The organism is Mycobacterium sp. NGS49, assembly GCF_059812565.1.
On record NZ_JCALCX010000012.1, the window covers coordinates 42392 to 65355 of the forward strand.

General features: G+C 65.4%; 21 protein-coding genes and 1 pseudogene. 7 read left to right on the top strand and 15 right to left on the bottom strand.

Going from position 1 to position 22964, the window contains the following annotated elements; genetic code table 11:
• Positions 1–202: 202 nt before the first annotated feature.
• Positions 203–694, top strand: coding sequence for a TspO/MBR family protein (locus tag AC5Y7D_RS14270; RefSeq protein ID WP_499924907.1), 492 nt, complete (start codon positions 203–205; stop codon positions 692–694).
• Positions 695–782: 88 nt separating this feature from the next.
• Positions 783–1970, top strand: a complete 1188-nt coding sequence (locus tag AC5Y7D_RS14275) for a lycopene cyclase family protein (RefSeq protein ID WP_499924909.1) — start codon at positions 783–785, stop codon at positions 1968–1970.
• Between the two features lie 44 nt (positions 1971–2014).
• Here the strand turns inward: AC5Y7D_RS14275 and AC5Y7D_RS14280 are convergent, their stop codons facing one another.
• Positions 2015–2458 carry a nuclear transport factor 2 family protein gene (locus AC5Y7D_RS14280; protein ID WP_499924912.1) on the bottom strand — a complete coding sequence of 148 codons (444 nt, stop codon included), beginning with the start codon at positions 2456–2458 and terminating at the stop codon, positions 2015–2017.
• A gap of 114 nt (positions 2459–2572) precedes the next feature.
• Between AC5Y7D_RS14280 and AC5Y7D_RS14285 the strand changes: the two genes are divergently transcribed.
• Positions 2573–3181 carry a TetR/AcrR family transcriptional regulator gene (locus tag AC5Y7D_RS14285; protein WP_499924914.1) on the top strand — a complete coding sequence of 203 codons (609 nt, stop codon included), beginning with the start codon at positions 2573–2575 and terminating at the stop codon, positions 3179–3181.
• Between the two features lie 725 nt (positions 3182–3906).
• Entirely contained in the window at positions 3907–4716 is an 810-nt protein-coding gene (locus AC5Y7D_RS14290; RefSeq protein ID WP_499924917.1) for a nuclear transport factor 2 family protein, read from the top strand.
• A 698-nt stretch (positions 4717–5414) separates the two neighbouring features.
• Here AC5Y7D_RS14290 and AC5Y7D_RS14295 read toward each other — a convergent pair.
• Complete coding sequence (locus tag AC5Y7D_RS14295; protein ID WP_499924921.1) at positions 5415–6713, bottom strand: glycosyltransferase; 1299 nt, start codon at positions 6711–6713, stop codon at positions 5415–5417.
• Positions 6710–8950 carry a glycoside hydrolase domain-containing protein gene (locus AC5Y7D_RS14300; protein ID WP_499925223.1) on the bottom strand — a complete coding sequence of 747 codons (2241 nt, stop codon included), beginning with the start codon at positions 8948–8950 and terminating at the stop codon, positions 6710–6712. Before AC5Y7D_RS14300 ends, AC5Y7D_RS14295 begins: the two co-directional genes overlap by 4 nt.
• A 288-nt stretch (positions 8951–9238) precedes the next feature.
• On the opposite strand from AC5Y7D_RS14300, the pseudogene AC5Y7D_RS14305 reads away from it, so the two are divergent.
• A pseudogene (locus tag AC5Y7D_RS14305) lies at positions 9239–9574 on the top strand (ATP-binding protein); the annotation flags it as partial.
• An 88-nt stretch (positions 9575–9662) separates the two neighbouring features.
• On the opposite strand, the gene AC5Y7D_RS14310 reads toward AC5Y7D_RS14305, so the two are convergent.
• From AC5Y7D_RS14310 to AC5Y7D_RS14320, 3 genes are read right to left on the bottom strand one after another with little or no spacing between them, the layout of a single operon-like run.
• A complete protein-coding gene (locus tag AC5Y7D_RS14310; RefSeq protein WP_499924923.1) occupies positions 9663–10895 on the bottom strand; it encodes an NAD(P)/FAD-dependent oxidoreductase in 1233 nt (410 codons plus the stop codon).
• A gap of 3 nt (positions 10896–10898) precedes the next feature.
• On the bottom strand, positions 10899–12281 hold the full coding sequence (locus tag AC5Y7D_RS14315; RefSeq protein ID WP_499924925.1) for a cytochrome P450: 1383 nt from the start codon (positions 12279–12281) through the stop codon (positions 10899–10901).
• A 14-nt stretch (positions 12282–12295) separates the two neighbouring features.
• The gene (locus tag AC5Y7D_RS14320) at positions 12296–12616 is read right to left on the bottom strand and encodes a 2Fe-2S iron-sulfur cluster-binding protein (RefSeq protein WP_499924927.1); all 321 of its coding nucleotides are present in this window, start codon (positions 12614–12616) and stop codon (positions 12296–12298) included.
• A 10-nt stretch (positions 12617–12626) separates the two neighbouring features.
• On the opposite strand from AC5Y7D_RS14320, the gene AC5Y7D_RS14325 reads away from it, so the two are divergent.
• Positions 12627–13718, top strand: coding sequence for an AraC family transcriptional regulator (locus AC5Y7D_RS14325; RefSeq protein ID WP_499924929.1), 1092 nt, complete (start codon positions 12627–12629; stop codon positions 13716–13718).
• A 132-nt stretch (positions 13719–13850) separates the two neighbouring features.
• Here the strand turns inward: AC5Y7D_RS14325 and dnaB are convergent, their stop codons facing one another.
• Positions 13851–15230 carry a replicative DNA helicase gene (gene dnaB / locus AC5Y7D_RS14330; protein ID WP_499924931.1) on the bottom strand — a complete coding sequence of 460 codons (1380 nt, stop codon included), beginning with the start codon at positions 15228–15230 and terminating at the stop codon, positions 13851–13853.
• Positions 15231–15597: 367 nt separating this feature from the next.
• Here dnaB and AC5Y7D_RS14335 point away from each other — a divergent pair, with 367 nt between their 5' ends.
• Positions 15598–15834 carry a hypothetical protein gene (locus tag AC5Y7D_RS14335; protein ID WP_499924935.1) on the top strand — a complete coding sequence of 79 codons (237 nt, stop codon included), beginning with the start codon at positions 15598–15600 and terminating at the stop codon, positions 15832–15834.
• 12 nt (positions 15835–15846) lie between these two features.
• Here the strand turns inward: AC5Y7D_RS14335 and rplI are convergent, their stop codons facing one another.
• From rplI to AC5Y7D_RS14375, 8 genes are all read right to left on the bottom strand, one after another.
• Entirely contained in the window at positions 15847–16305 is a 459-nt protein-coding gene (gene rplI / locus AC5Y7D_RS14340) for a 50S ribosomal protein L9 (protein ID WP_499924939.1), read from the bottom strand.
• A 31-nt stretch (positions 16306–16336) separates the two neighbouring features.
• Entirely contained in the window at positions 16337–16591 is a 255-nt protein-coding gene (rpsR, locus tag AC5Y7D_RS14345; RefSeq protein WP_499924942.1) for a 30S ribosomal protein S18, read from the bottom strand.
• A 44-nt stretch (positions 16592–16635) separates the two neighbouring features.
• Positions 16636–17154, bottom strand: coding sequence for a single-stranded DNA-binding protein (locus AC5Y7D_RS14350; RefSeq protein ID WP_499924945.1), 519 nt, complete (start codon positions 17152–17154; stop codon positions 16636–16638).
• Positions 17155–17242: 88 nt separating this feature from the next.
• A complete protein-coding gene (gene rpsF / locus AC5Y7D_RS14355) occupies positions 17243–17533 on the bottom strand; it encodes a 30S ribosomal protein S6 (RefSeq protein WP_055578152.1) in 291 nt (96 codons plus the stop codon).
• A gap of 111 nt (positions 17534–17644) precedes the next feature.
• The gene (locus AC5Y7D_RS14360; RefSeq protein WP_499924949.1) at positions 17645–18283 is read right to left on the bottom strand and encodes a DJ-1/PfpI family protein; all 639 of its coding nucleotides are present in this window, start codon (positions 18281–18283) and stop codon (positions 17645–17647) included.
• A complete protein-coding gene (locus tag AC5Y7D_RS14365; protein ID WP_499924953.1) occupies positions 18283–19917 on the bottom strand; it encodes a glycosyltransferase family 87 protein in 1635 nt (544 codons plus the stop codon). Before AC5Y7D_RS14365 ends, AC5Y7D_RS14360 begins: the two co-directional genes overlap by 1 nt.
• Positions 19914–22427, bottom strand: coding sequence for a transglycosylase domain-containing protein (locus AC5Y7D_RS14370; RefSeq protein ID WP_499924955.1), 2514 nt, complete (start codon positions 22425–22427; stop codon positions 19914–19916). The genes AC5Y7D_RS14365 and AC5Y7D_RS14370 overlap by 4 nt, the downstream gene beginning before the upstream one ends.
• Positions 22420–22854, bottom strand: coding sequence for a DUF5318 family protein (locus AC5Y7D_RS14375; RefSeq protein ID WP_065136884.1), 435 nt, complete (start codon positions 22852–22854; stop codon positions 22420–22422). Before AC5Y7D_RS14375 ends, AC5Y7D_RS14370 begins: the two co-directional genes overlap by 8 nt.
• Positions 22855–22964: the final 110 nt, after the last annotated feature.

A 22964-nucleotide genomic window follows, 5' to 3' on the forward strand; every position in this document is an offset into this window, starting at 1 on the left:
AAGTGTATGGCTGGGGTGCTGTCTCTGTGGTCGACTGCGCCAAACCGGTGGGCACCTGTCCCGCAGCATGACATGGCGGACTATGCGATAGGACCGGTACATCCCCTGCGGCACAGAATTTTCCGGTTGCCGTCAACGAGTTGTCCCCGCTCGGCCCATCACCGGGCCACCGGCGGTCTCACTCGGGCGCTACCGTGGTCGGATGGTAGATGCCGCAAACCGCCGGGGCGCCGGAAGCGTCGTCGCGTTCGGCTTGTCGTTGCTAGCGGTAGCGCTCACCGCCGGGGTGGGAGGGCTAGCGGCCAACAGTGCCCAGCAGTACGGCCGCCTGCGGCAGCCGTCGTGGGCGCCGCCCGCGTGGCTGTTCGGGCCGGTGTGGACGACCCTCTATGTGCTAATGGCTGTGGCGGCCTGGCTGGTGTGGCGCAGCGGACCCATCAGCGTGACCCGCGCTGCACTCGGCGCTTACGCCACGCAGTTGGTGCTCAATGCGACTTGGACCCCTTTGTTCTTCGGACTTGGGTGGCGCGGCATCGCGTTGATCGACATCGCGATTCTGTGGGCGGTCCTGGTCACCACTGTCGTCTTGTTCTTTCGCCGCAGCGCCATAGCCGGATGGCTGCTGGTGCCCTACCTCCTGTGGACGACCTTCGCCGTGTGTTTGAACCTGGCCGTATGGCAGCTCAACAGGTAAGACTTTCGGGAGCCGGTAATCAGCCGAGCGCTCGCCGGTCCTCGGGTCAGTCCAGCGAATACCGGCGGTGAGAGGCACGATGGTGTCGATGGACGTGTTGGTGGTCGGCGGCGGGCCCGCGGGTTTGGCGCTGGCGGGGGCATGCGCGCGGGTCGGGCTGCGCACAGGGTTGCTGGACCCGTCGCCGGAGCGGCCGTGGACGGCAACCTATGGGATGTGGAGCGCCGAGTTGCCCGCTGACCTGCCCGACTCGGTGGTTGCGGCGCGCGCCGCAGGTCGGGCGATCGCGGTGACGGAGCACCGGCTGGGTTGGGAATACGCGGTACTGGATGTCGCTGCGCTTCGCGGCCACCTCGCCGGCCAGCTGGGCGGGGTGCAGATCCACGCCGGGCGGGCGGTCGGGTCACCGCAGGCCGGCGTTGTTGACCTGGCCGACGGGTCACAGCTGCGGGCATCGGTGGTCGTCGACGCCGGGGGCGGCGCGCGGCCGCTTGACCCGGCCCGCGTGCGGCGGGTGCACGCCGCACAGACCGCCTATGGGCTGATCGTCGACGAGGACATCGCGTCGCCGTTCGTGGCTCCGGGCGAGGCGCTGTTCATGGACTGGCGCCCCAACCACGGTGAGACGGGCTGGCCGACCTTTCTCTATGCGATCCCGTTGGGCGGTGGCCAGGTGCTGCTGGAGGAGACCTCGCTGGCACGCCGGCCGGGGTTGGCCCTGTCGACACTGCGCCGGCGACTGCACGCCAGGCTGGCCCGCCACGGTATTCAACCCCCAGCGGACGCGCCGAGCGAGAAGGTCTCGTTCCGCGTGGACCATCTGCGGCACCGAGGGCCCGGCACACTCGGGTTCGGTGCTGCCGCCCCGCTGATACATCCGGCGACCGGGTTCAGCGTGGCCGGTTCGCTGCAGCTCGCTCCCCGGGTAGCAGCCGCGCTGGCCGCCCGGTTGCCCGACCGCCCCGACAGAGCGCTGGCCGACGCCCGGAACACGGTGTGGCCGATCGGCGCGCGGGCGGTGCACCGCGTCCGGCGAATCGGATTGGAGGCGCTGCTGCGAATGCCACCGGCCGACCTGCCCGGATTCTTCGAACAGTTTTTCGCCCTGCCCGACAAGCACCGCTGGGCGTACCTGACCGGCCGCGACGATCTCCGCGGCACGCTGGCCGCAATGGGTTGCCTCTTTCAGGTTTCGGGGACCCGGCTGCGTCGTCAGCTGGTGCTGCCCGCTCTGCTCCCCCCGCTGCCGACGAACGATGTTGCCGCCTCGAGCTGATTCGACTGCCGCCTGCCGGGCCTGGCGGCCGGCTCCGTCTGCTCCTACCTACGACTCCCCCGCGCACGCGCGAGAAACGCGGTGAGCGCAGCGGTGTCGTAGTGAAACATCCGGGCACCGGCGAGCTTGCCGTCGCGCACCTCGTACAGCGCCAAGACTTCCGAGTCGAATCGCTCGCCGTTCGGACTGACGCCATGCTTCGTGCACTTGACCACGACCTCATCACCGTTGACTGCGACCACACGAGGGTCGAATCGTCGGTCGGCCTTCGTCGGCTGAAGGGGGTCCCACGTTCCGATCCAGGTATTTTCGGGCTCTGATTCGAGTTGCTTCAACAGCACGTTCTTGCCCTTGAGCGTGCCTCCGTACGGCAATGACGCCGCCTCGTGAAACTCCAACTCGTCATGATAGAGCCGCTCAAGCGTCGCGGCGTCACGGTCTTGGACCGCCTGGATCACGTCGAGGACCACCTGAGCTTTGCTGTCCATGTTGCGCTCCCAATTCCTTTGATACTGAGCACCTGCACCGGTAATAGACTAGATGTTCTAGTATAAATCGTCTATTATTGCCCTATGCCGAGGCCAGCGCGTCATACCGTCGACATGCTGCTTGACGTCTCACGCGACCTGGTTTTGCGCGACGGGGTGCGGTGCGTGACGGTCGACCGCATCGTTGCCGCTAGTGGGGCGCCGAAAGGCTCTGTCTATCACCGTTTTTCGGGCTTAGACGACTTATTGGCGACGATGTGGTTACGCGCCGTGCGCCGATCGCAGGACGGGTTCCTTCAGCAACTGGCCGTTGGTGGTGATCCGGTCGAAGCGGCTGTTGCCGCCGGACTGGCTATCCACGACTTCGCGGCGCAGGAGCCCGCGGATGCCCGGCTGCTCGCCTCGGTGCGACGAGAAGATCTCGTCGCCGAGATCACTAATCCGGCGATCGCCGATGAACTGCAAGAGATTAATGATCGATTGCGTGTGGCGCTTGGGGACTTGGCGCGGCGACTCTATGGGCGTGCCACCAGCGAGACGGTGGAACGAACGACCTGCGCGGTGATCGACCTGCCGATGGGGACGATCCGGCGGCATCTTGTGGCTGGGGTAGCGGTGCCGCGCAGTGCGCGGTCACAGTTGGCCGCCGCGATGCAAGCCGCTCTGCACGACGGCACCAGAGCCCGAAAGCGAACGACGGGAACCGGAGAGACTGATGGCTGAAGGGGTCATCGTCGGTGTACTCGCGAATGCTGGCGCGGTACTCGGGGTCTTGTCATTGACCGGCCCGCTGAATTCCGGCAACGGCATCGTCGGTGGTATCGCGGCGCCCCTCGGGCTCTACCTGGTGTGGATACTCTCGTTCAGCGTGTGGTGGCTACGGGACACACGCCGACCGCAATCGAGGCGTGCTCTTCGCGCTCGCCGTCGGCACACCCCTTAGGCCTGACCCAACGGCCCTGGTGAATGTGCACCCCGCTACCAGCCCCGCAGAGCCCGCCAATCGCTCGCGCATCGCGCTCTCCGTCGCCGAGGTCCTGCGGTGAGCGGCGTACGCCAGATCGGCGTACCGCCCTTGGCCCGGACTCTGAGTACTTTGGCGACCGTCGACTACGCGGACACGTTTCTGGTCGACGTCGGCCCGATACGACGTGCGGGCGGCGAATGCTGGGCGCGTGAAATCCTGGAAGGGGCCCCGCTCACGACCCGAAGCCGGCTACTCGTCGGATGGCCCACCGCAACGAACCTGACTACGTTCTGCTCGGAGCCGACTCACGCATCGGAATGCCTGGTGAGCTTCTATTCAAGAAGGAAGGCGGTGCAATCCTTTTCGTGACGTTCGTCCAGCAGAGCAACCTCGTTGCGCGTGCGGTTTGGGCCGTGACCGAACGATTGCACCTGCGTACCGTCGGCGACATATTGGATCAGGCGAGCCGAAGGCTTCGCAGTTGAGCGTCGATACGGACACCGTCGTCGAGGAGTTCCTGCGCCGCCAACGCGCGATGTTCGCAGGCGGTGATCCCGGCCCGGTTGAGCAGATGCTCGCCGACGATGTCGTCTGGCATGTCCCCGGTACCAGCCCGATCGCCGGTGACTATCGCGGTCGCGAGGCGGTGCTCGGGTACTTCCGTGCCAGTCGCGACTCGGCGGGCGGCGCGATGCAGATCGTCGAGAAGGGACTTGCCCATCACGGCGGGGCACTTGTGCAATTGGCTGACGGCCGCGCTGTGCTCGGCGGCCGCGACGTCGATTGGCGCACAGCGGGTATCTATCGCTTGGCCGACAGCCGAATTGCCGAAGCATGGTTGGTACCGCTGAACCAGCGGCACTTCGAAGAGGTTTGGGCCGCAACCCGGGCAGAGCCGTTCGTCTATGTGCAACGGGTACGGCCACAGGACTGTGCGGCCAGCACGATGCTCGGACATCCCCGATTCCTCGAATTCTTCGAGGCCGCGTTCATCGAGTGCTGGTGTTCTCGGTTCGGTGCCATCGACACATCCCTCGGAGCCAGACGGCGCCTGACGGTTGCGGCCGTGAACGTTTGTTACTTAGGGCCGGTGCGTAGCGACGATGAGATGCATGTCGAAGTCGTGCTGGACCGAATCACCAACCGCTGCATCCAGGTGCACTACGACGCCTTCGTCGACACCGCTCACGTCGCCGAGGCGCGTTCGCGATACGTATGTCTCGACGCGCATTCAGGCAGGCCGATCACCCTTCCGAAAAGGCTCCTTGCCTACGTGGCATCACCGCGCTAGTCAGCGGTGTCCGGCGACCTTTGACCCCCGAGTCTGCGCTGGTAGGCCGAAGCAACCATCGCTGTTCCACATACGCATGCATTGCGAACTTGCCGGTTCCGCCATCACTCCATTGTCAGTTGTGAGACCCCGCCATGATTTACGCGGCCCTACATCCGGCGGCTGTAGGTCCTCACCCGCGGCGACATCCCCAGCAGCGACGGACCAGGCGCTTTGTGGACCGTCTGACGGCAAGTGCACCTCGGTTTGTCTCACGAAAGGCTTCATTTCCTACACCGATGACAGGCACCACTCTGCGATGGCCTCCGATTTTATGCTGTTGCCCACGTGTCGGTGCCAACGGCTGTGCTGGTTGATCATCGGCAGCGAGATCATGCTGAGTGGCGGGCCGCCGACCGAGTGGCATGTCGGAACTAACGACGCGCTGAGACTTGCTCCCTAATTCGGCGGCATCGCTGGCGGCGGGTACCTCACGGACGCGATCCCGTCCAGGTTTGCGCGGCGCGTCTCAGGCCAGCCCCACGGAATTGTATTCCGTTCTTGCGCTTGCAAATTCGGCTTCCATCAGCGACGGGTCGGCGATGGTCTGCAATTGCGGCCACTCGGCCTCGCTGTGGTTCGGAGAACGACTCGATCCACGCCTGATCCTGGGGCACGCCGCGGCGGCCGTGGTGCCGCTCGACGGCGGAGGGGCCCGTTCAGGTGCCGGTGGCCGCCAACTCGGCCGGCCCGATGTACCCCGGCGCCTCGCCCGTCCCGAACATGTCGTCGAAGACCCGGAACCGATCGAAGGTCAGAGCGTGCTGCCGCGCCCTCATCTCCATCGCGTGTCGCTCGGACTCCGGCAACGAGATCGCCTGGTCGATAGTTTCCGCGAGCGCCGCCCGGTCGCTGTGCGGCACGATGAACGCGGTGTTGCCCACCGCTTCCCCGGTCCCACCGGTCAGGCAGGTGATGATGGGGCCACCGCCCGCGAGCATCTTCTCGGCCAGCGCGATCCCGAAGGTCTCGACGAACTCCGGTTCCGGCCGCGTCGGCAGGGCGTAGGCCGCGCAGCCGCGCATCAGCAGCGGCTTCTCGTCGTCGTCCACGTCACTCAGGAAGACGATGCGATCGTCCCCCGCCGCCAGGTCCTTGTACTCCTGCAGTTGCGGTCCGGTGCCGGCGACGACGAGCTTGACCTTCTCCGCCGCAGCGGAATCGCGGTAGGCGTGGATCAGGTCGTCCACACCCTTGGCCCGAGCGACCCGGGACAGGAACAGGACGTAGCCGTTGCGCTCGAGCCCTCGACTGGCCAGGACCGCCTCGACGGCGTCCTCGTCGAGGTCGAGGAACGCCCCGGTATCGATCGCCGGGTAGCTGGTCTCGATCCGATCGCGGCATTCCTGCGCGAACCGGGTCCCGGCGCGTTCGTCGAGTTCGGTTGCCGCGGCGACGATCTCGTCCTTCGTGTATTCCGACACGGCGACGACCCGGTCGCTGCCGAGGTAGCGGGCCATCAGCGCGATCGCGGCACCGACCGCCCCGTCGAGCAGGCAGTTGCGAATCACATTCGTGACATCCGACCCGACCGCCTTCGCGATCGTGGTGACATCCGTGTCGAGACCTGCCGTGGCGGCCGCGCTCACCGCGTCCCCGACCACCGTGGTGTGCGGCATCAGGTACATCGACAGGCAGGTCGTCGGAACACCGTCGGTGAGCAGTTCCACCAGGCGGCCGGTGAGGCCGGCCATGTAGCGACCGTCCGGGACGCGGTAGTCACCGACCGGTTCGGGCCGCTCGACGGTGATGCCGGGACTGTACTCCTGCAGGCGATCCAAGGGTTTCAGCGGGAGTCCCGCAGCTTCCAATACGGGAATCGGCCACGTCAACAGTCGAACGTCGTCGAACCCGCGCTTCAGCGCGACCTCGGCGAGGTTACGGGCCTCGCCGCTGTGGCCGCAGATGACCGGGTCGGCTCGGACGATGATGACGAGACGACGAAAAGGACGGTTCATGGTGCCCCCTCGGTCGTTGGGACGGGGCCTCGGGCCGACGGAGGTCTCTCCGACCGGCCCCACGAACTGGGTTCCGGACCCAGCTCGATGTGCAGCGTTCCTGCTGCGTGCAGCTCCTCGGCAGAGATGTGGGTTCCCTGAAGCGGTGTGCCGTTGAACGTTGCGGCTTGCACGTACTGCACCGGCGGAGTCGAGTCGATGCCGTCGGACCCGATCGGCTGCTCGACGAATCCACTGGTAGTGATGGTCAAATCTTTGCCCCGGATCAGTAAGCGGGAACGCTCGAAAGCCGGAGTGTTCACCAAAAAGAGACCTTGGCCGGCCACTGGGAAGAGCCCCAGCGACGCCCACACGTACCAGGCAGATAGGCCGCCGCTGTCGTCGTTACCGGGCAGGCCACCGGGGCCGGTGCCGAACTGCCACGTCAGCGCCGCGTGCACCACCTCGGCCGTCCGGTCGGGTCGGCCGGCATAGTGGTAGGCCCACGGAGCCTCCATGTCCGGTTCGTTGTTCAATCCCTCGAACCGGTTGAGCGCGTAGCCGAACTCCATCTCGGCGGGCTTCGGTTCGATGCCCGGCTGGGTCACCGGTTCGGCGCAGTAGCCGAAGAAGGCGTCGAGCATGCCGACGAAGGCGTCGTCCCCGCCGGCGAGAGCGATCCGACCGGCCATGTCGTGCATCAACCGGAACGAGTAGTTCCACTTACCGCCCTCGTAGTACTCCGAGTCCTTCAACAGGCCGTTCGAGGCGTCGAACGCGTTCACCCAACCCGCGCTGCGCTCCTCGGACTCCGCGGCGAGCCGGGTGTCCCCGACCGCGCGGGCGACCTTGGCGGTGCAGTAGTGGGCGTAGGCGAGGTCGAGGGTGTGGGTGATGGGGTGGACGATGCCCTTCTCGATGAAGTCCTCGCCGTACATCCGCCGCAGGTCGTCGACCATGTGGACCAGGGCCCAACTCCAGTCGATCTCCCGCAGGTTCAGTTCCTGCGCGTCGGCAAGGGCGGTGTGGGCCAACGCGCTCGCCTGCCGGAAGAACCGGTCCGCCCCGCGGGCCATCCGGTAGCCGACCGGGAAGTTGCCCTCTTCCTCGCAGACCCGGATCAACGACTCCAGGAGGTCCGCGGCCCGTTCCGGCACGATCGCCATGAGCAGCGGGATCTGGGTCTTATAGATGTCCCACATGGTGCAGACGTCGAACGCGAACGGCCCGCTGTTGGGCCAGAACGGGGACTCGTCGTCACCGAAACAGGGCTTGATCAGGGAGTGGTAGAGCGCGGTCCCGAAGACCTGACGGCGCGCCTCGGAGCCACCTTCGACCTGGATCAGGTCGAGGTGTTCCTTCCACTTCTTCCGGGTCCGGGCGCGGACGACGCCGAAGGCGTGCTTGCCGCTATCGCACTCGGTGCGCAGGTTGTCGGTTGCCTGCTCGGTGCCGCGCAGGGAGAACCCGATCCGGACCTCGATCACGGTCCCCGCCTGGGCCGGCCCCATGAACAACAGCCCGAACGGCCGCAGGGTGGTCGGGCGGATGTAGTCGAAGTCGAGCCGGGTGCCCCCGTCGATCAGTCGCTTGTCGTGCCAGAGCATCTGGCGCCAACCGGGGGCCTCGACCTCGACGGCGACCGAGAGCGGCACCCCCTCCATCACCACGGTGCCCTGCGCCTTGCCGCGGCCGAGGTTCTCGACCTGCGCGCGCAGCGGCACCGTCCGACCGTGCTCGATCACCAAGCCGCCGCACGACAGGTCGAGCACGACGCGGGCGTTGCGGTGCTCGGGGAACGTGTAGCGGTGAACCGCCACCTTGTCTCCCACGGTGATCTCGCACCGGATGCCGTTGTCGAGGGTCGCCGCGTAGTACCCGGGCGACGACGTCTCGGCGTGGAGCGCCCACGCGGTCCCGAGGTTGTCCAGCGGGTCCAGCATCGGCGTCACTCGGGCGTAGTTGTAGTACTTGCGGATCGCCCCTGTGCCGGACTGCTGGAAGTGCGTGAACCCCGACGCCTGGGTCTCGGCGAAGATCTCCGGCGGCAGTCCCTCGGTGATCTTGGGGTACCGGCCGTAACCGGTCGGGTAGGCACCGGAGTACGCGCAGGCGGACACCATGCCGAACGGGGAGACCGCTCCGGGGTGGGTGTTGCCCACCTGCGGCTTCGGCCACCACCAGGTCGCAGCGAGGTCCCGCGGCGACGGTAGCTGCGTCGCGGCGGTGCCGATGAAGGGATCAATGTGTTCGAGGATGGAGGCAGGCTACGTAGTCACACGGCGATCACGGGTTTCCGCCGTGTGAACTCCTTGGGTCGGGCGAACGACGCCGCGGCCCGGCGTTCAGGTTTCCTCGGCGACCACGGGCCACAGACGCGCGTAGAAGATGCCCAGGGACAGGTAGGTCTTCACCGTGCCCTCCTGTGCCCTCCTTGGAACCGTTGGGGCGCCAAAGCCCCGGAAGCCGGCGGTGTCCGGGGAGTAGGTTCTCGACTTCAATGGCCATTAGCAGTTCAGTGCGTTCGGTCGATGACCAGTAGGTGCCTCTACCGCGGCCTGGCCGACAACACCGTCGGCAAGATCATCGAATCCCTGCTGCGGGTCGATCTGATCATTCTCGACGAACTCGGCTTCGCCCCACTCGATGACACCGCCACCCAGTTGTTGTTCCGCCTCGTCGCCGGCGCCTACGAACGCCGATCCCTGGCCATCGGGTCGCACTGGCCCTTCGAACAATGGGGCCGATTCCTACCCGAGCAGACCACCGCCGTCAGCATCCTCGACCGCCTCCTGCACCACGCCACCGTCGTCATCACCGACGGCGATTCCTACCGCATGAAAGACGCCCAACACCGAAAGGAGCCTCCCAAGCCAACTTAGGAACTACCGCACGGGGTGGATACTTTCAGCCGGCCACCAGCGGATACTTCAACTTGGCCATTGACACGGGGTCTATCCGTCCAGTTGCCTAGTCTGCGGCCGCCAGGAGCTCCTTGACCGTTAGCGATTCATCTCCCACGGTTTCGGGATCAACTGACTGACCCTTGCCCAACAGCCGCTTGGCCAGCATGAACTCCTGTGGCCGGTTGATGCAGTCGGCGGCAATCATCCGCCCCTCGCGGAAGTAGAACGCGGCGAAGCTATCGCCACTGTCGGACTGTCCACGGATGACCACCCGATCATTCCCCTGGTTGAGGCCGGCCATCTGGAGCTTGAGGTCGTACTGGTCCGACCAGAACCAGGGAAGGCTCGTTTGAGCAACCGGCTCGCCGCATATTGCCGCAGCTGCGCTCTTGGCTTGTTCGACGGCGAACGGAACCGATTCGAGGCGGCGGTGCTGACCGGTTTGGTGATCGCGCTGGGATGCGCAATCGCCGGCCGCCACAATGTCGGGATCAGCGGTCTGACAGAACTCATCGACCACGATCCCGTCGTCGACGGTGAGCCCTGCCGCCTGCGCGAGTTCGGTTACCGGCTTGATGCCGACCCCGATGATCACCAGGTCAGCGGGGAACGCGCGGCCATCCGAGCAAACCACCTGCTCGACCCGGTCGGTGCCCTCGATGCTTGCGGCGGTGGCGGCGGTCACGATGACAACACCTTGCTCGGTGTGGAAGCGGTGATAGAACGCCGAGACTTCCGGCGCGGTCACCCGTTGCAACAGCCGGTCAGCCATCTCCACAACGACGACGTCCTTGCCGAGTTGGCGCAGTGAGGCGGCGGTCTCCAGGCCGATGTACCCGCCGCCGATGACTACGGCTCGCTTGACCGCCGGGAGGTCATTTTTGATGGCTTCGACGTCGGCAAGGGTGCGCAGGTAGTGCACCCCGGGCAGGTCGGCACCGGATAGCGGAAGCCGGATCACACTGGCCCCCGTGCACAGGGCCAGCTTGTCGTAGACCACGGCCTTGCCGGCCGCCAGGGTCACCGCCTTGGCGTCGCGATCGATCGCGGTGACCCGGTCGGCGATGATCTCGATGCCGTGCTTGGCGTAGAACGCCTCGGGTCGGATCGCCAGCTTTTCGGCGTCGACTTCTCCGGCGAGGTATGCCTTCGACAGTGGCGGTCGCTCGTAGGGCACCCGTCCCTCGTCTCCGATCAGCTTGACCGGGCCGGACCAGCCACGCTGGCGCAAACTGGTGACCAGCTGCGCGGCCGCATGACTGGCCCCAACGATGACGCAAGTCTGATCGGACGGCACCGGTCAACTCTTGGGAGTCAGCTGCACCATCATGCGCGAGTAGCCGCGCACGAAGTTGGACTGCACTTTCTCCGGCTCGCCCAACACTTCGATGCGCTCGAAGCGTTGCAAAATCTCTTCCCACAGCACGCGCAACTGCATCTCGGCCAGCCGGTTGCCCATGCACCGGTGAATCCCGAAACCGAACGACACGTGATTGCGGGCGCCCTTGCGATCAATGATGAACTGATCCGGGTTGTCGATGGAGCGTTCGTCCCGGTTGCCCGAGGCATACCACATCACGACCTTGTCGCCCTTGCGGATGGTGGCTCCGTTGAGTTCGACGTCCTGTTTGGCCACCCGGCGCATGTACGCCAGCGGAGTCTGCCAGCGGATGATCTCGGAAACCATGTTCGGGATCAGCTTCGGGTTGGCCTTGAGCTTGTCGAACTCCTCGGGGAACTGGTTCAGCGCCAGCACACCGCCGCTCATGGAGTTGCGGGTGGTGTCGTTGCCACCCACGATCAGCAGCGCAAGGTTGCCCAAGAACTCCATCGGCCGGCTAATCAGATCCTTGGTGTCCTTGTTGTTCAGCATCAGGCTGATCAGATCGAAGCTGGGCTCGGCACCCGCCTTCTGCTGCGCCTCCCGATCCCGCCACAATCGCGAGAACGCCCTGGCCATCTCGACCACTGCCGGGAACAGCTCGTCGCGATGGGCCAGCCCGCCCGTGGACTCCGGTGCCGCCGCGGCTAGGTCCGACCATTCCACCAGCTTGAGGCGCTGGTCGTAGGGGAAGTCAAACAACGTGGCCAACATCCGGGCAGTCAGCTCGATGGACACCCGCTCGACCCAGTTGAAGGGCTGGTCGGTAGGCAGGTTGTCCAGCACGTCCTGTGTGCGGGTGCGGATCAGGGCTTCCATCTCTTTGAGATTCTTGGGTGCGACGACCTCCTGGACGGCCTTGCGCTGCTCGTCATGCTTTGGCGGATCCATTGCGATGAACGTTTCGACTTCAAGGCCGCGGGGCCGGTCACCGAGCAAGATGATGGGCTCGGCGGAGAACAGCTCGTGGTGCTTGTCGACGAAGACGATGTCGTCGTACCGCGTGATCGACCAGAACGGGCCGAAGGGGCTGTCCGCCGTGTACTGGACGGGATGTTCGTCGCGCAGCCGCTTGGCATAGGAGTCGAACTTTCCTTGCCGCCACAGGAACGGATCGCTGAGATCGATGTCGCCGATGTCGAGCGTGTCGGCGTCTGGCCGCGGTGTCTCGGTGAACTCGGGCACCGGCGGGTTGATCCCGGACTTGTCGATCACCTTCTGGACCAGGTGTGCGGCCTTGATTTGCCAGTGCATCGGCACCACCGGCGCCGTCGCGTTCATGAGGGTTGCTGACAGATTCATGGTTGCGCCCTTCGCTACATCTGGAATTCGGGCAGCGTCACGGTCAGCCCGTCGAGATCCTCGGTGACGTGGATCTGGCAAGAAAGCCGCGAGGTAGGCGCGGCTTCGGGCGTCATCTCCAGCATCTGCTCCTCGTCGTCGCTCTTGGAGCCGGTCTTGGCGAACCAGTTGCCATCGACAATCACGTGGCAGGTTCCGCAGGCCGCGTCGCCGCCGCAGTCGGCGTCGATTCCGGGCACCATGTTGTCGAGGGCGTGCTTCATCAAGGACTTGCCCTCCTCGATGGAGACCTCGTGCTGGGTGCCGTCATGTTCAGTGAAGGTGACGTGTCCCATACCGGCAACTATGCCCTATCCGGGGCCTCCTCCTGAGGTCATTATTGACACCGAAGGGGTCATTTCAAGACAATTTTCTCTCGTGGAGCCGTCGGCGCAGGCCTGCATCCCCCCGGTCTATTCACGCCTGATCGCGCAAGAACTGGGCATGCGTACCCCCCATCTCACGGCATTGCTGTCTGGGACGGCGATCACGCCGGAGCAGCTACTCGACGAGGCAACGCGGCTAACGCCCGATCAGCAGATCCAGATTGCGTGCAACGCCCTGAGTCTGTCCGGTGACCCGTCATTCGGGATGCGGCTGGGCCGCCGGCTCACCCCGGCCGTGCACGGGCCAATGGGGTTTGTCGCGAGCAGCAGTCCGGATCTGTCGACGGCACTAGAAGCGGTCGGGCAGTTCATGGGGACCCAGATGCCACTGTGGCAGGTTAAGCATGACCGCCGCGAAGACGTTACGGTAATGCGATTTCGACTCACCACCGACGTCCCGGACGAGGTGGCCCGGCTTATGGCCGAAGTCAGCGCGATGGCGCTGTATTCAATCGCTGAGTTCATCGTCGGCCGCGTCCCTGACACCGCCGAAATCGATTTCACACACCCCGATCCCGGTCCGGACGCGAGCTACGGCGACCACCTTCCCGGCCGGGTGCGGCACTCCCGCCCGGTCTTCGAGATTCGCCTGCCCACTCGACTATGCGAGATTCCCAACGCCTCAGCCAATCGCGACACCTACTTGTTGGCTTGGTCCCAGTGCGAGGCATTGCTGGCCGAACTAAAAAGTCCGCAGCCCAGCATGCGGCGCCAGATCGAAACCATGATGCTCACCCACCCCACAGCAGCCTTAACCGAAGATCGTGCCGCTGCTGCACTGTTCATGAGCAAACGCACGTTGGCCAGGCGCCTCAACCAGGAGGGGGCCAGCTTTCGTCAAATCAAAGATGACGTATTGGCTGGCCAAGCCCGGCGCTATCTGCGTGACGAGCGCATGACGGTGCAGTCGGTAGCTGATCTGCTCAACTATCACGACAGCGCCAACTTTCGGCGAGCCTTCAAGCGCTGGTATGGGATGGCTCCGGAGGCGTACCGGCGAACCGCAAGGTAGGCCTACAGTTCTGGTTATCCGCTTCGATTTCAGGACCTCGCCGCAGAACACCACCTGGGAAGCAATGCTGTCGGTGTGGCTGTATAGCCGCTACTCATTGGACAACCCGCGAGAACCTACAAACAGCAATCGTCACCGCGCCATGTTGGCGAACCGCGACAAATGCAATTGGTGCGCAACAGTCACCGTCTTGGTGGGGCCGTTACGGTGTTTGGCGAGAATGAAATCCGCTTCTCCTCCCCGCGGATCGTCGCGCTCGAATGCATCGGGCCGATTCAGCAAGATGACCATGTCCGCATCTTGTTCTAGCGAGCCCGATTCGCGAAGGTCGGACAGCATCGGCTTCTTGTCCGTGCGCTGCTCGGGACCACGGTTGAGCTGGCTGATCGCCACTACCGGTACCTCGAGCTCCTTCGCCAAAAGCTTGAGATGCCTTGAAAATTCCGACACTTCGATCTGCCGTGACTCGACCTTCTTGCCGGACGTCATCAGCTGCAGATAGTCGACAACGACAAGTTTAAGATTGGCTTTCTGGCGCAGCCGACGCGCCTTGGCACGAATCTCCATCATCGTCAAATTCGGCGAATCGTCGATATACAGTGGCGCCTCACTGATTTCGCTCATCCGGCGCGCCAGCCGGGTCCAGTCATCGTCGGTCATGCGTCCCGAACGCATGTCGGCCAATTTGATTTTGGCCTCCGCGGACAACAGGCGCATCACAATCTCGGACTTACTCATCTCGAGGGAGAAGATGACGCTGGCCATCCGGTGCTTGATCGAACACGAACGCATGAAATCCAGTCCGAGCGTCGATTTCCCCACACCCGGCCTGGCCGCCACGATGATCATCTGCCCGGGATGCAGCCCGTTGGTCACCTCATCGAGCTCGGTGAACCCGGTCGGCACACCGCGTGAGATGCCGCCATTGGAGGCGATGGCGTCGATCTCGTCCATCGTCGGCTGCAACAGGTCCTCAAGGGGCACAAAGTCTTCCGAGGTCCGCCGCTCAGCGACCTCGTAGATCTCGGCCTGGGCCCGGTCGACGATCTCGGCGACGTCAGCGCCGTCGGCGCCCGCGTAGCCGTACTGCACCACCCGGGTGCCGGCCTCGACCAGACGGCGCAGCAGCGCCTTCTCGGCGACGATGCCCGCGTAGTAGCCCGCATTGGCGGCCGTCGGCACCGTGGAGATCAGCGTGTGCAGGTAAGGCGCCCCACCGATGCGGCGCAACAGGCCGCGACGATCGAGTTCCGCGGCGACGGTCACGGCATCGGCGGGCTCGCCGCGTCCGTAGAGGTCCAGGATGGCGTCGTAGACGTTCTGATGCGCGGGACGATAGAAGTCGCTGGGCCTCAGCCGTTCCAGGACGTCAGCGATAGCGTCCTTGCTCAGCAGCATCCCGCCCAGCACTGATTGCTCTGCTACGAGATCCTGGGGGGGCTGGCGGCCGTAGTCCTCGCTGGGTGGCGGGGTGTCCATGCCGGGGTGAGGCATGTCATCGACGACCGCCATGGACCACCTCCCTCTGACTCAACCACCGAACATACATTCGATCTCTGACATTCAGGGCGTAAGTCAAGGCCCCGACACCCCGCCCCTGTTTGATCTGGCCGACTCCTCCTCGGTCCGCTCCGCGGACCGCATCGTCACCGCCCCCTGTTTGATCTGGCCGACTCCTCCTCGGTCCGCTCCGCGGACCGCATCGTCACCGCCCCCTGTTTGATCTGGCGTATGCGCCGGAAGAAACGTAAACGGTTGCTAGACAGGACTCCAACAGGGCCTGTTCATGAAGTTGTGGATCGGGTGTGCATACCGTTGATCACCGGTGTTGAACAGGGTGTGGAGTACCTGTGGATCAAACCGCTGATTTTGTCCATCGTTGCTGATGATCGCGATTCAACCCCGCCGAATTCATGTGGACAAGAATCTCTACGGCGTGTCGGCGCAGGTTATCGAGTCGGGCGTGTTGGTTTTCAGCGACATTGTCGGCGAGTTAATGCACGGTTACGCCGGACCCGCGGAGACCTCTTCGGATTCATTCGCCAGCCTGCCGACACTCGAAGGCGACGCGGACAGCCGAAAGCCCGGTGCGGCCGCTGCGAGCCACACCGGGTAAGGGCAAACCGGGCTATCTTTCGCCGACGACTTCGAGCGCGACCTCGACATCGATCTCGGGGTGCAGGTGGACCACCACCGGGTGGGTGCCGACGGATTTGATGTGCGCCTTGGGTAGCCGCACGATGCGCCTGTCCAGGTTCGGCCCGCCGGCCTTCTTGATGGCCGCCACCACGTCGCCGGCGGTGACGGAACCGAACAGCTTGCCGCCGTCGGCAGCGGTCTTCACCGGCAGGGAGACCGACCCGAGCGCCTGAATGGCAGTCTTGATCTCGTTGGCGTGCTCGCGGTCGCGGACCGTCTTGCTCTCACGGGCGCGGCGGATGTCATCGGCCTGCCGCTGGGCGCCGCGAGAGGCGACGATCGCCAGACCGCGCGGCAGCAGGAAGTTGCGGGCGTACCCGTCCTTGACTTCGACCGTGTCGCCGCTGGAGCCGAGGTGGTCGACATCAGCCGTCAGAATCAGCTTCATCGTTATGTGACTTTCGTTGTGCGCGCGGGGATCAGCGCGTCGAGGAGGTGAAGGGCAGCAGCGCAACCTCACGGGCGTTCTTCACCGCGACCGCGATGTCCCGCTGGTGCTGCACGCAGTTGCCGGTGACCCGGCGGGCCCGGATCTTGCCGCGCTCACTGATGTAGGTCCGCAGCAGATTGGTGTCCTTGTAGTCGATGTTCTGGCCCTTCTTGGAGCAGAAGACGCATTTGCGGGCCTTGATCGGCTTCTCCGGAGCCGGGCGCCGCTTGGTGGACTTAGCCATGGGTGTCTGTCTTTCCGTTCTTGTGCTGTGAGAAATGAAGTAGGTCAGAAGGGCGGTTCGTCGTCACCGCCGCCGAACGAACCCGAGGCCGGGGCGCTGCCCCAGGGGTCGTCACCGGATCCACCGGACTGCGCCGGCGCCGACTGGCGGGAGCCGCCGCCGCCACCACCGCCGCTGAAACCGCCACCACCACCGCTGCGACTGGCCTTGTTGACCTTGGCGGTCGCGTACCGCAGCGAGGGCCCGATCTCGTCGACCTCGACCTCCATCACGGTGCGCTTCTCGCCCTCGCGGGTCTCGAAGGAACGCTGCTTGAGCCGACCGGTCACGATCACCCGCGCTCCCCGCGTCAGGCTTTCAGCAACGTTCTCGGCTGCCTCCCGCCAGATGTTGCAGCGCAGGAACAGCGCCTCGCCGTCCTTCCACTCCCCACTCTGGCGGTCATAAATCCGCGGGGTGGACGCCACGGTGAAGTTCGCAACTGCCGCACCCGACGGCGTGAACCGCAATTCGGGGTCAGCGGTGAGGTTTCCCACGACAGTGATAGTCGTGTCACCAGCCATTATTGCCTCCTGGGTCCGCCTGGTGGGTGGGAGTACGAGCCTTAGACCAGCCCTAGTCAAGCCTAAGCAACTGCTCCGACAGCGCGGATCAGTGCTTGTCGGTGCGCATCACCTTGGTGCGCAACACCGACTCGTTGAGGCTGAGCTGGCGGTCGAGCTCGGAGACCGTCGCGGGCGCCGCCTTCAGGTCGATGACAACGTAGATGCCTTCGGCATGCTTGGCGATTTCGTACGCCAGCCGCCGCCGGCCCCAGATGTCGACCTTCTCAACCGATCCACCGTCTTTGCGGACGACGTTCAAAAACGTCTCCAGCGACGGGGCAACGGTGCGTTCGTCGAGCGTGGGGTCAAGGATGACCATGATTTCGTATGGACGCATAGGGACCTCATCACCTCCTCTGGTCTGGGCGGCCACGGAACCTCCGTGGCAGGAGGGTCGCCTGCGTCGGCAACCGCCCCAGAGTACCGGATTGCCCGGCAGACCCGAAATTCACTTCCGTGACTGCAAGAATTCCAACGCCCTGGCCTGGGTCGCCTCGTCGGCCTTGGCCAGCGCGCCGCAGTCGAACGGCGGCTGCGGGTCATACTCGATGAGCAGTTGGGCCGCTTGGGCGGCGACCCGGTCCACCAGCAGCTCGACCAGTCGCAGGGCCATGTCGATGCCGCTGGATACCCCCGCCGCCGTGATGATTCGCTCCGGCAGATGCTCGACGACCCGGTCGGCCACATACCGCGCACCCAAGCGGTTGAGCTCGTCGGCAGCCCGCCAGTGTGTCGTCGCCGTCAACCCGTCGAGCAGCCCCGCACCCGCCAGCAGCAGCGCGCCGGTGCACACCGAGGTGGTGAACGCGGTACCTGGGTGCACAGCCTGCAACCAGCCGCGAATGGCGTCGTCGTGTACCAGGACCCGGGTCCCGATACCGCCGGGGAAAACCACCACATCCGGAGCGGCGACCTCGTCGAAGGCGGCGTCGCAGATGACGCCGAGCATGCCGTTCTCGGTACGCACCTCGCCGCGGCGGTGACCGACGAATACCACCTCGATCGACGGAATACGTTGCAGCACTTCATAAGGCCCGATGGCATCGAGCGCCGTGAAGCGCGGGAACAACGGGATGGCAACCTGCATCAGGCCTCCTGGCCGACCAACTCGGGTTCGGGACGGTGGACCTGCGGGCGCCGAGCCGGGCGCAGCCACCCCGGCAGCCAGCCGGGCGGATTGTCGGGCGCCCGGTCATAGCTGCCGCCGGCCGGATCGTCGACCCGGCCCTGCCAGCGCACCAGGTCTTCGTCCGGCCGGTAGATCTGCCGAATGACCAAGGCGCACAACGCTATCACCGCAATATCGCGCAGCAGGACCGTCGTCGTGAACCACTGCTGGGGCAGCGACCGGTTCGGGTTGCCGTACAGGTAGTACATCCTGGGTACCCAGACCAGCGCGTCAATCGTCATCCACGCCAACAGAACCCGGCGGTGCGGCACGGCGAGCACCGCCAACGGCACCAGCCAGAGCGAGAATTGGGGGCTCCAGACCTTATTGGTCAGCAGGAACCCGGCGACCACCAAGAAGGCCAACTGCGCCAGCCGCGGCCGCTGTGGAGCCGTCAATGCGATATAGGTGATTGCCGCGCAGCACAACACGAACAGCACCGTGACGACGGTGTTCAGCACCGTCGGCGGCTCCCAGAAGCCCAGTGCGGGGTCAAATCCGCGCCAGCCGGTGAACGACTTCACCACGTTGTACAGCGAGTCCATGTCATCGCCACGACGGGTGTTGAGCCGGAAGAACTCTGACCAGCCACGCGGATAGAGAACCATTACCGGCAGGTTCACCGCCAACCAGGTCGCCGCGGTGATCAGGGCGGTGCGAAAGACGTCATGCAGGCGCCCCGACCGGATCCCCAATACCAGCAGCGGCCCCAGGAACAACAGCGGATAGAGCTTTGCCGCCGCACCCAGACCGATCAGAACTCCGGCCAGCATCGGCCTGCGCCGCGCCCAGGCCAGCAGGCCAGTCATCGCGAAAGACGTTGCCAGCGCGTCGAAGTTGGTGAATATCTGAAAGATGAGCAGTGGAGAGGCGGCCACCAGCGCGGCATCCCACACGCGACGTCCGGCCAGGCCGGCCGTGGCCCAGACGGTGCACAGCCAGGCCAGGGCCAGTCCGAATGCCGCAAAGTCGAAGAACATCACCACCTCGGCGATGACCGGGACGGGCAGTAACTTGCTCACCGCAGTGTAGGCCTTCGCCAGGCGCATCGAGACGTACTGATAAAGCCCGGTCAAGACCGGGTATTCCATGTAGCGCACGGCGATCTGACCGTCGTAGCGGATCTGCGGGGTGCCGCCGCCGTCTGTCTCGATCCAGCTGGACTTGTACGGAAACTTGCCCTGGCTCAACAACTCCGCGCCATACAGCGGCACCGTGTCGGAGTAGCACAACTCGTAGTAGGCGCGCTGGTTGTCCCAGTTTGCAACCCGCTGATCCCCGGTTCCGCTGCCCGTGCTCTGCAGGCACGCCGCTTTCGTCGACCAGCCCAATGCCAGAAACACCAACGCGATCATGAACATCACCCGCACCGGGGTCATGAAACGGGTGCGGCCGATCAGCGCATGCCGGCCGACAGGCCCGCCCACCAGGTTCGCCAGCGCGGCACCCAGCACGTCGTTCCGGCTCGGACAGTCGCGGCTGTCAGCGCTTCGCCGGTCGGTGGCCAGCGGTCGCGGGGATATGGTGGCGCGCTCTGTTGGTGTCTCGCTCACGGGGGCGGTTGGGGAATGTCAGCGGACGGTGGCAGCGGCACCGGCGCGCCGGGCGGCGGGGCGGTGATCGTGGTGGGCGGTCCGACCGGAATGGTGATTCCCGGCGCCACCTCAACCGTGGGCTGAATCACCGTCTCCGACGGCGGCGCCGGCGGAGGCGGCGGAGGCGCTGCGGGCACCCCGGCGTACCCGCCGATTTCGGTTGGCTTGGGGAAGGTTTCGTTCGGCTGGCCCTTCAGGGCGCCGTCCATCGTCGCCTTCCAGATGTCGGAGGGCAGGCCGGAACCGTAGACCGCGCCGCCGGAGGCGTTCACCAGGGGCTCGTCGCCTTTGACCGTGCCGACCCACACGGCCGTGGACAGCTGCGGCGTGTACCCGACCATCCAGGCGTCCTTGTTGGATGTGGTGTCACCGAGCTGCGTGGTACCGGTCTTCGCCGCCGACGGCCGTCCACCCGCCAGGTTGTGTCCGCGCGAATACCCGGCGATCGGTTGCATCGCCGCGGTCACGTTGTCGGCCACCGCCTTCGGGATGCGTTGGTCACCGCTGTTGTCGGCAGTGGTGGCGTCGAAGAGGACCTGACCTTCGGCGTTGACCACCTTCTGCACGAAGTGCGGGCGGTGGTACATGCCGGACGCCGCCAGCGTGGCATAGGCCGTCGCCATGTCGATCACCCGGCTCTGGTACTGCCCCAACACGATTCCGTTGTTGGGCGGGCCACCCTTGCCGTCTTCGGACAGTGTGTGTGCCACGCCGGGGAAACTCTCGGCGACACCGGCCTGGTGTGCGGCGTCGGCCACCGCCTGAGGCCCGCCCTTCAGCTTGAGCATCAGCCGGTAGTAAGAGGTGTTGAGCGACATCTTCAGCGCCTCGGCCAGATTGCACGTGCCGCAACTCTCGCCCTCGACATTGGTGATCTTGATGCCGTCGACGGTCAGCGGGGAGCTGTCCACCTGGTAGCCCAGACCGATGCCCTGCTCGAGCGCGGCCACCAGCGCGAACACCTTGAACGACGACCCGGTCTGCAGGCCCGCCTGGGCAAAGTCGAAGCCCTGGGCGTTGGATCCGCCGTAGTAGGCCTTGACGGCCCCGGTGCGCGGATCGATGGACACCGCCGCTGCCCGCATGTCCGGGTCCTGGCCGTCGAGGTACTTCGACACCGCCTTCTCCGCGGCCTGCTGCGCCTGCGGATCGATCGTGGTGGTGACCTGCAACCCCTGGGTATTGAGGGTCTGCTCGTCGATGTTGAACAGCTCGAGCAGTTCCTTGGTGACTTGCCGTTCGATCAGCCCATTGGGGCCGGTGGTCTGGTTCTCCGCACGCGCCTGATCGGGCGACACGGTCTTGGGAAACACCTGGGCGGCCCGGTCATCGGCCGCCAGCGCCTTTGTCTCCACCATGCCGTCGAGGACCCAGTTCCAGCGCGAAAGCGCCCCCTCGGGGTCAACTGCGGGATCAAGTGTCGACGGCCGCCGGATCAACGCCGCCAGCAGTGCACCCTCGGAAACGGTCAGCTGCTCGACGGGTTTGTCGAAGTAAGCCTTGGACGCCGCCGAGATCCCGTACGCGCCGCGACCGAAGTAGATGATGTTCAGATAAGCCTGCAGGACATCGTCTTTGGACCACTCCCCCGCCATCTTGGTCGCGATGACGAACTCCTTGGCCTTGCGCATCACACCGCTCCACCCGTGCTGCGCGGAACCGACCAGTGCGTTCTTGACGTATTGCTGGGTGATCGTGGATCCACCCTGCAGGTCACCGCCGAACAGGTTGTTCTTGGCCGCACGGGCGAACCCGCTGAACGAGAACCCGGGATTGGAATAGAACCCGCGGTCCTCGGCGGCAATCACGGCCTGGCGCACGTGCACCGGTACCTGGCTCAGATTGACGTCAACCCGGTTGCCTTCGGGGGGAACAATTTTCGCGATCTCGGTGCCGTCACTGGCCAGTATTGTGGATACCTGGTTGGTGCGGATGTCCCCCGGCCGGGGCACGTCGACGATGAAGTAGGCCATCGTGAAGGTCACGATCGGCAGCAGGATCATGACGGCCAGGCTCAGGTACAGCGAGCGCCGCACCCATCTCCAGTTGATCTGCTGGGCCCAGGTGGGCTTCGATCCCGGCCTGCGGGCGCCGGGTGATCCGGCGGGTCCCGGCGGGGGCGGTGCACCCGGGGGACGCCGCAGCCCGCTGAGCCGTTCCTGGCCGGGCCGCGGCGCCGGGGACTCCAGCGCCGCCTTGACCTGCCCCAGTTGGTCCTGGGGCGGCGGCGCCGGCGCCGGGTTGCCCAGGGCGGCCTTGACCTGGTCGATCGGGTCGGCGTGCCGGCCGGGGCGGTCATCGGGCACCGAGGGAATGATCGTGGTCAACCGGTCGTCCGGCGGCACTGGGCGCCGCGGCGTCGGCCCGGCGCCCTGCTGACCCCCACCGGGGTGTCCGCCGCCATCCGCCGTCGGCGACTCATGCGGAGTATCGCTGGACGACTGGTGGTGGCGCCCTCCGCTATTCACTGGCCGTGCGGGCGCCGTTGCGCGCCGTCCGCTTGCCACCCGACCCCCGCGGAGGGTGAGCGGGCACTGCCGCACCCAGGACGTAAGACTTCACCAGGTGGTTCCAGCTGCAGGTCCGGCACACTTCCACCACGTGGACAGCAAACTCGGAAAACCGCGTCGCGAGCAGCACCAATTCTTCGGCGGTACGCGCCGAACCGGAAACGGCGCCGAGATGCTCACCGAAAACCCAGGAGACCAGCGTTAGCTGCTCTTTGCGGCAGATCGGACACATCACTTGGCTTTGTTTCCCGTGAAACTTCGCAGCGCGCAGCAAATACGGATTCGCGTCACAGACCTCGGATACGCCGGTGCGCCCCGAGTACACCTCGGCCAGCAGTGAGCGCCGCCGAAGCGCGTAATCCACTACCTGTCGCTGCAGTCGCACGGTGACCAGAGTACGTCGCCATCCCCGGCACCGGCACGCAACCGGGGCTGTTGTCGCGGGGGCGAACCGGTATCCGGTGATCACACGCTGCGCCGGTCGGAGGCCGGACT

Bases quoted from the DNA above. Each gene is read 5' to 3' on its own strand.
- AC5Y7D_RS14325 (WP_499924929.1), top strand. From the start codon at position 12,627: ATGCCCTATCCGGGGCCTCCTCCTGAGGTCATTATTGACACCGAAGGG.
- AC5Y7D_RS14360 (WP_499924949.1), bottom strand. From the start codon at position 18,283: ATGCAGGTTGCCATCCCGTTGTTCCCGCGCTTCACGGCGCTCGATGCC.
- dnaB (WP_499924931.1), bottom strand. From the start codon at position 15,230: ATGGCGGTCGTCGATGACATGCCTCACCCCGGCATGGACACCCCGCCA.
- rplI (WP_499924939.1), bottom strand. From the start codon at position 16,305: ATGAAGCTGATTCTGACGGCTGATGTCGACCACCTCGGCTCCAGCGGC.
- AC5Y7D_RS14280 (WP_499924912.1), bottom strand. From the start codon at position 2,458: ATGGACAGCAAAGCTCAGGTGGTCCTCGACGTGATCCAGGCGGTCCAA.
- rpsF (WP_055578152.1), bottom strand. From the start codon at position 17,533: ATGCGTCCATACGAAATCATGGTCATCCTTGACCCCACGCTCGACGAA.
- AC5Y7D_RS14315 (WP_499924925.1), bottom strand. From the start codon at position 12,281: ATGAATCTGTCAGCAACCCTCATGAACGCGACGGCGCCGGTGGTGCCG.
- AC5Y7D_RS14270 (WP_499924907.1), top strand. From the start codon at position 203: ATGGTAGATGCCGCAAACCGCCGGGGCGCCGGAAGCGTCGTCGCGTTC.
- AC5Y7D_RS14350 (WP_499924945.1), bottom strand. From the start codon at position 17,154: ATGGCTGGTGACACGACTATCACTGTCGTGGGAAACCTCACCGCTGAC.
- rpsR (WP_499924942.1), bottom strand. From the start codon at position 16,591: ATGGCTAAGTCCACCAAGCGGCGCCCGGCTCCGGAGAAGCCGATCAAG.
- AC5Y7D_RS14285 (WP_499924914.1), top strand. From the start codon at position 2,573: ATGCTGCTTGACGTCTCACGCGACCTGGTTTTGCGCGACGGGGTGCGG.
- AC5Y7D_RS14320 (WP_499924927.1), bottom strand. From the start codon at position 12,616: ATGGGACACGTCACCTTCACTGAACATGACGGCACCCAGCACGAGGTC.
- AC5Y7D_RS14275 (WP_499924909.1), top strand. From the start codon at position 783: ATGGACGTGTTGGTGGTCGGCGGCGGGCCCGCGGGTTTGGCGCTGGCG.
- AC5Y7D_RS14295 (WP_499924921.1), bottom strand. From the start codon at position 6,713: ATGAACCGTCCTTTTCGTCGTCTCGTCATCATCGTCCGAGCCGACCCG.